This is a genomic window from Planktotalea arctica (assembly GCF_002105285.1).
GTDB lineage: Bacteria > Pseudomonadota > Alphaproteobacteria > Rhodobacterales > Rhodobacteraceae > Planktotalea > Planktotalea arctica.
On record NZ_MUHR01000030.1, the window covers coordinates 20738 to 32863 of the forward strand.

Below are 12126 nucleotides of genomic sequence, written 5' to 3' on the forward strand. Positions count from 1 at the left end.
TCTAGCTCCAGCGCGCGTCCAGTTTTTCCAATGCCGCGATCCGCTCGTCGGTTTTGGGATGGCTGAGCAGCCAAGCGGGTGCGCGCCCCGATTGGCTTTTGGTCAGCGCATCAAGCTTGCGAAACAGCGAGATTTGCGGCGCTACGCCAATCCCGGCCTTGGTAAGTAGGGCCGCGGCATAAGCGTCTGCCTCATACTCATCAGAGCGCGACAGACGCGCTGCGAGCAACGACGTCAGCATATTGGCGATCCATGGGCCGACACCCGGCACAAAGCGCCCGATCACCATCGCCAGCGCTGTGCGCAGCGCGTTCTGCCCGGAGAAATCAATCATACGGCGACGCGAATGGCCAAGGGCGACATGGCCAAGCTCATGTGCGATTACGGAGGCGATTTCTTCGCCGCTCACCTCGCCCTGACGGAACTTCTGGTAAAATCCGCGCGTGATGAAAATCCGCCCGTCCGGCGCAGCGAGCCCGTTGACCGGATCGATCTCGTAGATATGCACCCGAACGCGCGGCAGATCGAGCGCGCGCGCCATTGCGTCCATGATCGGCTTTAGCGCCGGATCCGCCAACTCGCTTGATTTCGCATCAAGTTCTCGGCTCGTGCGCCACACGGAAAAGCGGTACATCGCAAGGCCATAGACGATGGCCAGAAGAATGGGGGCGAATTTCAACATGAGTTAGATATGTGTCGCCGCCCCCGTCTAGGCAAGCGTTATCCGAGGAAAATACCGACAATCACCATCATCAGACCCATGACCGACAGCAGCAACGAGGCCAGATTGAGCGGTAACGCCTTTTTGACTTCGGCGCGCAACTCTTCATCGCCCAGCTTTGCGCGGCGCGCTGTGTTTACCTTGACGATACTTAAGAGCAACCCGATCACGCCCAAGCCGGAGATCGCAGCACCCATCCAAATCAAACTGTCCATAGCCGACCCTCCAATTGCTGGTCCATTGTGCAAAACATTCGCGCATCGCGTAACGTGCAAGCGCGCGGCTCGCAAGCCCTTGCACCGCGCATTGCGGGGCGCTAGGGGAGGGGCGATATATTTTCCAATGATCGGAGTGCACCCATGTCAGATGTAATCGGCGATACCAGCTACCGCGTGACCGCAGATGAATTGCGCCAATTTATCGAGCGCCTCGAGCGCCTCGATCAGGAAAAAAAGGACCTTGCAGAGCAATCCAAGGAAGTGATGGCCGAAGCCAAAGGGCGCGGTTATGACACCAAGGTCATTCGCAAGGTTATTGCGCTGCGCAAGCGTGAACCCGATGATATCGCCGAAGAAGAGGCGGTTCTGGAAATGTACAAAGAAGCGCTCGGGATGCAGGGCTAGGGCGCTTTGACGCGCTGGCCTATGGGCTGCAAAATCAGGGGCTGAGCAATTCGACGCCGGGAATTCGGCTGATCTTGAAGATATCCTCGTCATACTGCTCGGTCATCTGATCGATCAGCGGCTCGGTCCAGCCTTGTAGATCTACCTCCTCCTCGACCATGTCATCCAGCGCAAATTTGTCCAGAAACACAGAAATCACGCGGCGCTTTTGCATTTCGCTCATGTCGGGATGGCTCTTGAGATAGCTCTCGAAGCGGGCCATGCCCTCTGCGCTCATGATTTCGGCCAGAAGATCGTAAGCGCCCTCGATCGGCTCGTTTGCGGCAAGGCCGGCGATCTCGCGCACCAATTCTCCCCAGATCAGCGGTGTATCTTCGTTGCACCAAACAGTGACCCGCACATTTGGCGCTTCTTGTCGGATCGATGTGATTAGATCGGACCAGTAGATATCGCGCGGATCAGCGCCATCGAGAAATTCGGTGAACTGCGTATGCGGCGTCGCTGCAAACATGGCGGGCAAATGCGTGGCAGGGTTACGCAAGCCAATGAAAAGCTCGAGTTCATCTTCTGCGAACAGATTGCTCAGATAGCCAAGGCGTGTGCCGGCCATCGGATAGATGCGGCCCTTGCTAAAGGCGATTTTCGGCACGCAGAAAAAGTTTTCACTGTGCAGAACAAGGCGATCCACTTCATTTGAATCCTGATCCATGATCGCATCAAGAAACGCCATGCGCGAATCTGGGCCCACTGGACGTTTGGAGAGCGCCTTGACCGTAGCGCTGAGCAATTGGCGGTAATGACGCGGACGCGGCAGCGCAATGCCACGCTCTTGAAATGCCGCCCTGTTTCTGAAGAGTGTTTTCAAAAGCCGCCCCTCGTCCGTAGAGTGGGCACCCGCGTGAAGAATGATCTGCATACCTGCCTGCTGTTGGGATATTTGCCTGAGCATTCGACTATAAGCGCTTTTCGCGCCAGTTAAACCGATTTCGAAGCGAAGTTAGGACGTGGATGCTGGCTCTGGCTTTGAGCGCCATGAGGCGTTGTTCGCGCCTAATCCGGCCTGCAAGAACGGGCCGCGAAAAAGGGGCTTTGAAAATATTTCCGATTTTCTTCAAAAACCCTCTTGCGAGCCCGCGCGTCTCTTTGTATTCCGCCTCGCAGTGCCCCTATAGCTCAGCTGGTAGAGCAATTGATTTGTAATCAATAGGTCCGCGGTTCGAGTCCGTGTGGGGGCACCATTTTCCAATCCGATAAAGTCCAAAGACATCCGAAAAACCCTGTGTTATAAGGGTTTCACGATAGCTCTTTGTCCGATGCTGTTTAGTGGCGTCCGATACGATACCCCCAGATAGGGGGTGTTTTTGGGGGTATCGGGTTTGAAGCGAAAAAGTGATACCCCCAGCGATGCCATTGTCAGATATTAAGGTTCGATCTCTTAAACCCCGCGATAAGGCTTACAAGGTCTCAGACTTTGAAGGCTTGTATGTCTTGGTGAAAGCCAACGGGTCGAAGCTGTGGCAATTCAAATACAGGCTTTATGGCAAAGAGAAGCTGCTTTCGATTGGCGTCTATCCAGATGTAAGCCTTGCCCAAGCGCGTAAAGTAAAAGACGAAGCGCGCGTTTTGGTTGCCGCTGGCAATGATCCAAGCGATGCCAAGCAAGAAGAAATGCGGATTAGACAAGCCGCCAAAGGTGAAACCTTTGAAAAGCTGGGGCACGCCTTCTTGGCCAAGCAGCGCAAAGAGGGGAAGTCCAAGGCGACCTTGGATAAGACCGAATATCACCTAAAGCTGGCGAGCCGTGATATTGGCAAGAAACCGATCACCGAAATCACCGCGCCGATGATTCTGAAGACATTGCGCAAGGTTGAGGCGAAAGGAAACTATGAGACTGCGCATCGCCTGCGCGCTAGAATTGGTTCAGTCTTTCGCTATGCTGTTGCAAGCGGGATAGCTGAAACAGACCCAACCTATGCGCTCAGGGATGCACTAATTCGCCCAACTCGCGTACATCGCGCCGCGATCACTGATCCCAAGGCACTGGGCCAGCTTATGCGCGAGATCGATGTGTTTGATGGCCAAGCAACAACGCGCATTGGTTTGCAGCTTTTGGCTTTGCTCGCTCAAAGGCCGGGGGAGATAAGAAATGCAAAATGGGAAGAGATAGATTTCGAATCCGCGATCTGGTCACTTCCAGCGGCTAAGATGAAGATGCGACGTGATCACTTGGTTCCGTTGCCGTCGCAAGCCTTGGAATTTCTTGAGGAGTTGAAAGAGATCACAGGGGAAGGTGCGTACCTTTTCCCAAGCCTACGTTCTTGGCATCGCCCTATGTCAGAGAACACGCTGAACGCCGCTTTGCGTCGTATGGGCTATTCTGGAGATGAAATGACAGCACACGGCTTTCGTGCAAGTTTTTCAACACTTGCAAATGAAAGCGGGCTTTGGAATCCAGATGCAATTGAAAGGGCGCTTGCACATGTAGAGAAGAACGAAGTGCGAAGGGCTTACGCACGAGGAGAGCATTGGGATGACCGTGTGAAGCTTGCTGATTGGTGGGCTGGATTTTTGGAAAACATAAGGGCAGGATAGTCGCATAGTGTACGTTGAGAGGTATCTATGTCCGACAATTCTAACGGCTTTCGTGAAGAAACTATTGGCAAGTTAGTCGCAGCAAAGCTTAAAAAACTTGCGACTTGGGAAATGCCCGAGATCGGGCATTGCATAGGTCCAGATGAACGGTCTGAATTCGAATTTTTTAGTAAGAGGCTTCAATTGTTGAAAGCCTCGTTGCGGGAACATTTAGCAGGGCTGGATGATCAAGATTTAGCGAAATTGATCTGCGCTGCTGATACTGAACAAGTGTCAGCGTCGATTGAGGCATGGGAAACTCTGGAACTTGAGAGCCTCCGAAAGCTTTGGAAATATACTCCTCCCCCCATCAAAGCAGGTTTTGGTCATGAGCAGTTTCGAGCTGATTTTGAGCATTGGGGACAAACACCAAGTTACAGCTTGAACGAAGCCGTAACCCTTTCGCTGGGTGTAGAACCTGACAAAATAGATGATGATGAAATCGACGCTCTTCTGAGAGAAAAGCGAGAAACTTTATGGCCAGCATATAAGTTTTTGCTTAAGCGGAGAGAACAGTTCACACGCTTCTTTCACTTTGGTGGTTTTGGCTACGCGCATATGACGGCGCGCGAATTAAACGCCATTTTTGATAAACTTGGCACAGACGTTCATCCAGAGTTCAAAGCGCAATTGGACTCTCGTTGGCCATCCGAGAAATCTAAACTGGTAATATCGCCAGATAATTTCTCATCCCAAGAAAAGCGCACATTGCTAAAGCTCTTAGCTGCGATGGCCTGTGAGCAATACAGCTTTGATCCTCATGCAAAGCGCAGTGAAGCTGTTTCTCGCATTCGCGATGATCTTGAGTTCATAGGAGAATCCATGGACACCAAAACCATCCGAAAATGGCTGCTGGAAGCGATGGAATTTGTGGACGACGAATATTGGAAAAAACAGAGTTAGCGGATTCCTAAAGGAAAGTTGGGGATTCCAACAAGATTTCTCTTTATTTTAGCAGGCTTGGCTGAACGCAACCGCATTCAGGAGAACTGCAATGGACTTACCAAATTTCCCTCGAACAGGCTTTGTCCGCTTGTCACAAATACTCTCGCCCATAGGTCCGATACCCGTTGCTAAATCAACTTGGTGGCAAGGTGTTAAAGATGGGCGCTTCCCACAACCTCAAAAACTAGGCCCGCGTACGACCGTTTGGAAGGTCGAAGAGATCCGCGCTCTATATGAGGGTGACCCCAATGGGTAAGCGCGCGAACCCGATGCGGATCAAGGCGGTGTTAGTCTACACGCCCGAAGAGGCTGCGAAAGCGCTTGGCAAGTCTACCGCAACAATTCGTAATTGGATTAAGGACGGTTTGCCCGTGATGTCATCCCGCAAACCGATGCTGATTTCTGGCTTGGCTCTGCGCAAATATATTCAAGAGAAGAACAAAGCCGCAAAGCAACCATTGGAGCCTGATGAATTGACCTGTCTGTGTTGCAGGGCAGGGCGCAAGCCAGAGGGGATGCGCGTGAGCATGGTTCCTCTCACGACCAAAACTTCGCTGCTAAGGGGAACGTGCGCGCGGTGCGGAGCGACTGCAACGCGCATCATCGCAACACGCGACATCCCTAAATTCGCTGAAACCTTCCATCTCACGAAAAGCGCCAAGAGCGCAGCCTAAGAGACACCGTCTTTCTACGCCTAAACTAACACTTACAAAGGAACGTTAAGCCATGCGCAAAATGAACGAAGACAACGAACGGATCAAACGCCGTTACTTGCAATTTCTCAAGACAGCAAAGAGTAGGGACGCCAGCACTGTTTTGAAAGCAGCAGAGGGCATTTTGCGCTTTGAGGCAAGTACCCGTTACACCAGCTTTAAGAAGTTTCGCATTGAACAAGTCATCAAGTTTCAAGACGCTTTGGACAGCGAGGTGAACAAGCAAACGCGCAAGCCGCTTTCTAAGTCAACAATCCGATCCGTTCTTTCCGCGAACAAAAAGTTCTTCTTTTGGCTCGCCGATCAGCAAGGCTACAAAAGCCGCATCCGGCATTCCGATGCAGACTATTTCAACATGAATGCCAAAGGTGCGCGGATCGCCAGTGCATCGCGCGAAACGCCATATCCTTCAATGGAAATGGCCCGACATGCGTTTTCCTACATGCCAGAGGAAACAGAGATCGAACGCCGCAACAAAGCGCTCTTTGCCTTCTTCATGCTAACGGGTGCGCGTGACGGGGCGGTGGCTTCACTTAGGCTCAAACATATCAATATGGTTGATGGCTGTGTTTATCAGGATGCGCGCGAGGTGAAGACGAAAAACTCCAAAACCTTCACGACATACTTCTTGCCAGTTGACCCTGAATATTTGGATGTTTTCAAAGGCTGGATGGATTTCCTTCGCAAGGAAAAACTCTTCGGTCCTGATGACGCTCTCTTTCCGCCGCCAAAAAACGAAGTGGTTGATGGCTCATTCAAAGTAACGGGGTTTAGGCGCGAAACTTACAAAACGGCCAACGCATTGCGCCAAGCGATCCGCGAAGCATTTCTGCGCGCTGATCTGCCTGCCTTCACGCCACATGCCTTCCGAAAGACGCTCGTGAAGTGGGCCGATACGAAATACCCGAGCCGAGAGGCGTTTAAGGCGTTTTCGCAGAACATTGGCCATACCAGCGTGATCACGACGATCAGCGCTTACTGTCCTGTCAGTACAGAGCGCCAAGCGGAGTTGATCAAACAAACCGGCTAAATCAAATTTGCGTTGTTCATCCCTCGGTGAAAACATACCCTGACAAGAAAGCGCAGGAATCCCAATGTTTGAAAACGCCTTCAACAGCATCGACCGCGAGCTTCGCAATGAAGAGGGGCTTGCGTCGGAGTTGGACTATGCCGAGCAAACCTCTTGGATATTGTTCCTCAAATACCTCGATGACATCGAACAAGAACGCGAGGATGAGGCAGAGTTAGAGGGCAAAGACTACTCCCCAACGCTGCCAACCGAAATGCGCTGGAAAACATGGGCATCGGCCAAGAATGAGGACGGGACAGATCGCAAGGACGTGCTGACAGGGATCGACCTGATCACCTTTGTCAACACCACGCTTTTTCCGACCCTCAAGAAATACCGCGAGGATGCGACCAGCCCCGACACCATCGAATATAAGATCGGCGAAATCTTCTCGGAGATCACTAACAAATTCCGCTCGGGCTATTCGCTGCGTGATGTGCTGGAAATCGTGGACGGGCTGGAGTTCAACACGCAAGAGGCCAAGCACGAACTATCCGACCTCTACGAGAGCCGCATCAAACGCATGGGCAACGCGGGGCGCAATGGCGGCGAATACTACACGCCGCGCCCATTGATCCGCGCCATGCTCAAAGTCACAGACCCCAAGATCGGCGAAACCGTCTATGACGGCGCGTGCGGCTCTGCGGGCTTCTTGGTCGAGGCTTATGGCCAAATGCTGACCCCCGATATTTCCGCGACCGATTTCAACACGCTCCAGACCAAGACATTCTACGGGCAGGAAAAAAAATCGCTCGCCTATATCATCGCTATCATGAACATGATCCTGCACGGGATCACCGCCCCCAATATCCGGCGCACCAATACGCTAAATGAAAACGTCATGGATATTCAGGAAAAAGACCGCCACGATGTGATCCTCGCAAACCCGCCCTTTGGCTCGGGCGAGCGGGCAGAGGTGCAGCAAAACTTCCCGATCAAATCGGGCGAGATGGGCTATCTGTTCATTCAGCACTTCATTCGTAAGCTCAAAGCAGGCGGGCGCGCGGCTGTGGTGATCAAGAACACGTTTCTAAGCAATGGCGACGCCGCTGCCTTGCGCAAAGAACTGCTCGACACTTGCAATCTGCACACGGTGCTGGATTGCCCCGCGAAAGTGTTTCAGGGGGCAGGGGTGAAAACCGTTGTGCTGTTCTTTGAGAAGGGACGCAAGACGCATAAAACATGGTTCTATGCACTGGACCCTGAACGATCCTTGGGCAAATCATCCCCCCTGCGCGATGATGAATTGGCCGAGTTTATCGAGCTGCAAAAAACCAAAGCCGACAGCGCAAAAAGCTGGACAGTGCTGCGCAGCGATATTGATGCAGTGACATTTGATATGTCTGTCAAAAACCCCTTCGCACCCGAGGAAGCGCCACTGCGCGAACCTGCACAGATTATCGAGGACATGCTAGCCCGCGATGCAGAGACCGCCGCGATCTTGGATCAGATCAGGGGGATGCTGTGAAGGCGGGGTGGGAGGTTAAGCCGCTTGGGGAGGTTTGTACGCTCCAACGTGGTTTCGATCTTCCAAAACGTCTACGAACTAATGGCCCATTTCCTTTGGTCACTTCCAACGGTCCAACGGATACTCACGATACGGCGAAAGTTACTGGTCCCGGCGTTACCACTGGTCGAAGCGGAACGATTGGGGCCGTCCATTACATCGAGGCTGACTTTTGGCCGTTGAATACCGCATTGTACGTTAAAGATTTCCACGGAAACGATGAAAAATATATTTGGTATTTATTACAGGCTTTTGATCTTTCACAATTCGCCTCTGGGGCTGGCGTCCCAACCCTAAACAGAAACCATGTGCATGGCGAACTGGTTGCTACTGCGGGCAATCTCGAAGTGCAAAAGCGGATTGTGGCGGTTTTGGATGCGGCGTTTGAGGGGCTGACCCGCGCCAAAGAGAACGCCGAAACCAACCTCCAAAACGCGCGGGAGTTGTTTGTTCGGTTAGTTGAAGAACGGTTTGCTGAACTTTCCAGTGTTGGTGAGAATAAAAAAATTGAAGAAATTGCGCAAGTAAAAGGCGGGAAACGACTACCGAAAGGTTCAAAGTTTTCTGAGAAAAAAACAGATTATCCCTATATCTCGGTGAAAAATTTCACTGACGATGGTTCAATCGACTATGCCAAATTGGGGTATATTGATTTAGAAACCCATGAAGCAATAAGCCGCTACATCATCAACAAAGAAGATATGTACATCAGTATTGCAGGTACAATCGGGAAGACAGGTATTGTGCCGTTGGAACTTGATGGTGCGCATTTAACTGAAAACGCGGCGCGATTGATTTTTGTACCGGAAATTTTGAACGAGTATGTGTACTTTTTCTCAAAGACTGCCAACTTTCAGGATCAAGTTGGCCTAAATACACGGACTGCGGCGCAGCCGAAACTCGCCTTAGTTAGGCTCAAAACAGTGACCCTGCCAATTGTTGGCTTAGATGAACAGCGCAATGTGATCTCCGATTTCGAAGGTGCTAGATCACTTTGCATTGATTTAGAGCGGCAATACCAAGCCAAAGTCCAAGACATCGCGGACCTGCGCCAATCCCTTTTGCAAAAGGCCTTTGCAGGCGAATTAACTTAAAGCTAAGCTCAACCCATGATTGATCAAACTCCCCTTCCGAATGAGACCGAGGCAGATACCCGCGCGATGCGGATTGATCCCGTTCTTGCCGCCTCTGGTTGGGAAGGGGCGGCCAAAGTGGACGGCGCGCGCGTTAGTCGTGAAGAAATGCTTTGGCCCGGTCGCATCGGCGCGGGGGGGCACACAGACAGCCCCAAGCCCGCTGATTACGTGCTGCGCATGAATGGTCATGTTTTGGCCGTTATGGAAGCCAAACGCGCAAGCCTGCCCTATACCGAGGGGCGCGGCCAAGCGCTTGACTACGCCACCCGCATCGGCGCGCGCTTTGCCTATTGCACCAACGGGCTGCGCACCTACGAGATTGATCGCAATACGGGGGCCGAGCAAGAGGTGGACGCCGTACCGTCCCCCGATGTGCTTTGGCAGCGCTGCTATCCCACAGGCAACGCATGGCGCGACCGTTTCGGGCAAATCCCGTTCGAGACAGATGGCGGCAAATGGCAACCGCGCTACTATCAGGCCCGCGCTGTGAACGCCGTACTTGAGGCGATATCGACGGGCGAGCGCCGCATCCTGCTGACGCTTGCGACGGGGACGGGCAAAACCTCTATCGCGTTTCAAATCGCTTGGAAGCTGTTTCAGTCGCGTTGGAGCCTATTAGGCGAGCCAACCCGCCGCCCGCGTATCTTGTTCCTTGCGGATCGCAACATTCTGGCGGATCAGGCGTATAATTCGTTCTCTGCGTTTGAGAAGGATGCGCTGTCTCGGATCAATCCCAAAGAGATCAGCAAGAAGGGCAAGATGCCGCGCAATGCGTCAGTGTTCTTCACGATCTTCCAGACGTTTATGACGGGTGAGGATGGCGAGTTTAACTTTCGCGAGTACGAGCCTGATTTCTTTGATTTTATCATCATTGATGAATGTCACAGGGGCGGGGCCAAGGACGAAAGCACTTGGCGCAAGATTTTGGAATATTTCGAACCCGCTGTTCAGCTTGGTCTGACCGCCACGCCTAAACGCAAGGGCAACGCGGATACCTACGGTTATTTCGGCGAACCCGTTTACACTTATGCCCTTCGAAGCGGTATCGAGGATGGCTTCCTAACGCCCTTCAAAGTGCGCCAAATGGCCAGCACGATTGATAGCTATGTGTTCGATCCTGATGATGAGGTCATGAGCGGTGAGATTGATCCCGATCACGTTTACACAGAGGCCGAGATCAACGCCAAGATCGTGATCCCCGAGCGCGAGCAAAGCCGCATTCATGAGTTCATGGATCAGATAAACCCGCGTCAAAAGACGTTGGTGTTCTGCGCCACGCAAGAGCATGCGCTAGCGGTACGTGACTTCATAAACCAGATCAAAGACATCGAAGACCCGCATTATTGCGAACGCGTCACGGCCAATGACGGAGCCTTGGGCGAGCAACACCTGCGCGAGTTTCAGGACAACGAGAAGAGCATTCCAACGATCCTGACGACATCGCAAAAGCTATCAACGGGCGTTGATGCGCGAAACGTGCGCAACATCGTCTTGATGCGACCCGTTAAGTCGATGATCGAGTTTAAACAGATCGTAGGGCGGGGGACGCGGACGTTTGAGGGCAAGGACTTCTTCACTGTCTATGATTTCGTGAAAGCCTATGAACATTTCAACGATCCCGAGTGGGATGGTGAGCCGTTGCCACCTGAGACGCCCGAGCCACGCGCTGCGACACCAAGTGAACCGCGCCCCGCTGGCCCGAAAGAGCCGCCCGAAAATGAACCCGAGGCGAAGATCGTCGTGAAGCTGGCAGATGGCAAAGAGCGCAAGATCAAGTACATCGCATCGACCATGTACTTCTCACACGATGGCAAGTTGATTTCGGGCGAAGAATTCATGCAGCAATTGTTCGGTGATCTTGGTGATCTTGTTCGCGACGAAGACCACTTACGCGAAATCTGGGGAAATCCTGAAACGCGTCTGAATTTCACTAAGGTACTCGCTGACAAGGGTTACGATAGCGACCGCCTCGAAGACATGAAGCGCCTGATCGACGCGCCCAACAGCGATATCTTCGATGTCTTGGCCTATGTGCGGTTTTCATTGCTGCCCTTGATGCGAACTGAACGCGCAGAACATGCAAGGGAAGTCGGACTTGCGACGGTTGATGGCGAGATGCGCACTTTCTTAGAAGCCGTTCTTGGCGCATATGAAATCCACGGTGTTGATGAACTTGCTTTGAGCAAGATTGGTGATTTCCTAAAAGTGAAGTATGGTGGCACCAACGGAGCTAAACGCGTACTTGGTGAAATCCCGACGATCAAGCAAGCGTTTACTGATATTCAGGCTCACTTGTACGCGAGTTAAAAGCTTTGAAATAGCCTTAGGAAAACGCTTTGGGGGTACTATTGGGGGTATCTTGTATTTCACGGTATATTTTATTGCATTTAAACAAATGCTTAAATTCTGAATGTGAAGACGTGTGGGGGCACCATTTATCACTGAAATCATTCATCAATTCGCTGCTTTCTGGCTCTGGTCCTCCAGCTAAACCTCTACATCTTCGAGGTGGTCCTCCAGCTTGTCATCCGATCCGGTTGCGAATTTACCATTTCCACCGGCTCCACAAAAAACATCAGCCTGTGTTTAGGACCTGCGGCGTGCTCTTACTTTGCTGGGCAGTAGAAGTGATGTGTCATCGGTATCTACCGTGTTTGACAAAGAAAATTTCACCAAACGCTCCATCAGGCCCTGACACGTGCATATTTGGGTGTTGATCTTCGCGCCGATCAGCGCCGGGCTTTTTGGGCGCATGCCTGAGTCCGCTGCGCCACACCAGAT

12 protein-coding genes, 1 tRNA gene and 1 pseudogene are annotated in these 12126 nt (G+C 52.2%); 11 read left to right on the forward strand and 3 right to left on the reverse strand.

The features are described from left to right. Window position 1 precedes the first annotated feature (1 nt). Both B9P63_RS18140 and B9P63_RS18145 read right to left on the reverse strand, forming a co-directional pair. Complete coding sequence (locus tag B9P63_RS18140) at window positions 2-682, reverse strand: M48 family metalloprotease (RefSeq protein WP_085311445.1); 681 nt, start codon at window positions 680-682, stop codon at window positions 2-4. Window positions 683-720: 38 nt separating this feature from the next. Then, window positions 721-936, reverse strand: coding sequence for a hypothetical protein (locus B9P63_RS18145; protein WP_085311447.1), 216 nt, complete (start codon window positions 934-936; stop codon window positions 721-723). 144 nt (window positions 937-1080) lie between these two features. Here B9P63_RS18145 and B9P63_RS18150 point away from each other — a divergent pair, with 144 nt between their 5' ends. Further along, window positions 1081-1344 carry a DUF2312 domain-containing protein gene (locus B9P63_RS18150; protein ID WP_085311449.1) on the forward strand — a complete coding sequence of 88 codons (264 nt, stop codon included), beginning with the start codon at window positions 1081-1083 and terminating at the stop codon, window positions 1342-1344. A gap of 34 nt (window positions 1345-1378) precedes the next feature. On the opposite strand, the gene B9P63_RS18155 is transcribed toward B9P63_RS18150, so the two are convergent. Further along, window positions 1379-2260: a hypothetical protein gene (locus tag B9P63_RS18155; RefSeq protein WP_245830748.1), complete on the reverse strand. Its 882-nt coding sequence runs from the start codon at window positions 2258-2260 to the stop codon at window positions 1379-1381. Between the two features lie 246 nt (window positions 2261-2506). Between B9P63_RS18155 and B9P63_RS18160 the strand changes: the two genes are divergently transcribed. The 10 genes and pseudogenes from B9P63_RS18160 (at window position 2507) to hsdR (ending at window position 11652) form a co-directional block, all read left to right on the forward strand. Next, window positions 2507-2582 (forward strand) — tRNA-Thr (locus B9P63_RS18160). A 166-nt stretch (window positions 2583-2748) separates the two neighbouring features. After that, a pseudogene (locus tag B9P63_RS19500) lies at window positions 2749-2952 on the forward strand (Arm DNA-binding domain-containing protein); the annotation flags it as partial. A 117-nt stretch (window positions 2953-3069) separates the two neighbouring features. Continuing rightward, on the forward strand, window positions 3070-3936 hold the full coding sequence (locus B9P63_RS18165) for a tyrosine-type recombinase/integrase (RefSeq protein WP_245830757.1): 867 nt from the start codon (window positions 3070-3072) through the stop codon (window positions 3934-3936). 27 nt (window positions 3937-3963) lie between these two features. Further along, entirely contained in the window at window positions 3964-4878 is a 915-nt protein-coding gene (locus B9P63_RS18170) for a hypothetical protein (protein ID WP_085311453.1), read from the forward strand. A gap of 91 nt (window positions 4879-4969) precedes the next feature. Next, window positions 4970-5176, forward strand: coding sequence for a helix-turn-helix transcriptional regulator (locus tag B9P63_RS18175; RefSeq protein WP_085311455.1), 207 nt, complete (start codon window positions 4970-4972; stop codon window positions 5174-5176). Beyond that, window positions 5169-5594, forward strand: a complete 426-nt coding sequence (locus B9P63_RS18180; RefSeq protein ID WP_085311457.1) for a helix-turn-helix domain-containing protein — start codon at window positions 5169-5171, stop codon at window positions 5592-5594. The genes B9P63_RS18175 and B9P63_RS18180 overlap by 8 nt, the downstream gene beginning before the upstream one ends. 52 nt (window positions 5595-5646) lie before the next feature. After that, on the forward strand, window positions 5647-6663 hold the full coding sequence (locus B9P63_RS18185) for a site-specific integrase (protein ID WP_085311459.1): 1017 nt from the start codon (window positions 5647-5649) through the stop codon (window positions 6661-6663). A gap of 64 nt (window positions 6664-6727) precedes the next feature. Next, window positions 6728-8170 (forward strand): class I SAM-dependent DNA methyltransferase, encoded by a 1443-nt coding sequence (locus B9P63_RS18190; RefSeq protein ID WP_085311461.1) that lies wholly within the window; start codon window positions 6728-6730, stop codon window positions 8168-8170. Continuing rightward, complete coding sequence (locus B9P63_RS18195; protein WP_085311462.1) at window positions 8167-9303, forward strand: restriction endonuclease subunit S; 1137 nt, start codon at window positions 8167-8169, stop codon at window positions 9301-9303. Before B9P63_RS18190 ends, B9P63_RS18195 begins: the two co-directional genes overlap by 4 nt. Window positions 9304-9318: 15 nt before the next feature. Next, the gene (gene hsdR, locus B9P63_RS18200; RefSeq protein ID WP_085311464.1) at window positions 9319-11652 is read left to right on the forward strand and encodes an EcoAI/FtnUII family type I restriction enzme subunit R; all 2334 of its coding nucleotides are present in this window, start codon (window positions 9319-9321) and stop codon (window positions 11650-11652) included. The last annotated feature ends 474 nt before the right edge of the window (window positions 11653-12126 follow it).

What these genes read in the sequence shown, in the direction of transcription:
- B9P63_RS18190 (WP_085311461.1), top strand. Translation starts at nt 6,728, where the DNA reads ATGTTTGAAAACGCCTTCAACAGCATCGACCGCGAGCTTCGCAATGAA.
- B9P63_RS18150 (WP_085311449.1), top strand. Translation starts at nt 1,081, where the DNA reads ATGTCAGATGTAATCGGCGATACCAGCTACCGCGTGACCGCAGATGAA.
- B9P63_RS18185 (WP_085311459.1), top strand. Translation starts at nt 5,647, where the DNA reads ATGCGCAAAATGAACGAAGACAACGAACGGATCAAACGCCGTTACTTG.
- B9P63_RS18155 (WP_245830748.1), bottom strand. Translation starts at nt 2,260, where the DNA reads ATGCAGATCATTCTTCACGCGGGTGCCCACTCTACGGACGAGGGGCGG.
- B9P63_RS18175 (WP_085311455.1), top strand. Translation starts at nt 4,970, where the DNA reads ATGGACTTACCAAATTTCCCTCGAACAGGCTTTGTCCGCTTGTCACAA.
- B9P63_RS18170 (WP_085311453.1), top strand. Translation starts at nt 3,964, where the DNA reads ATGTCCGACAATTCTAACGGCTTTCGTGAAGAAACTATTGGCAAGTTA.
- B9P63_RS18140 (WP_085311445.1), bottom strand. Translation starts at nt 682, where the DNA reads ATGTTGAAATTCGCCCCCATTCTTCTGGCCATCGTCTATGGCCTTGCG.
- B9P63_RS18180 (WP_085311457.1), top strand. Translation starts at nt 5,169, where the DNA reads ATGGGTAAGCGCGCGAACCCGATGCGGATCAAGGCGGTGTTAGTCTAC.
- B9P63_RS18145 (WP_085311447.1), bottom strand. Translation starts at nt 936, where the DNA reads ATGGACAGTTTGATTTGGATGGGTGCTGCGATCTCCGGCTTGGGCGTG.
- hsdR (WP_085311464.1), top strand. Translation starts at nt 9,319, where the DNA reads ATGATTGATCAAACTCCCCTTCCGAATGAGACCGAGGCAGATACCCGC.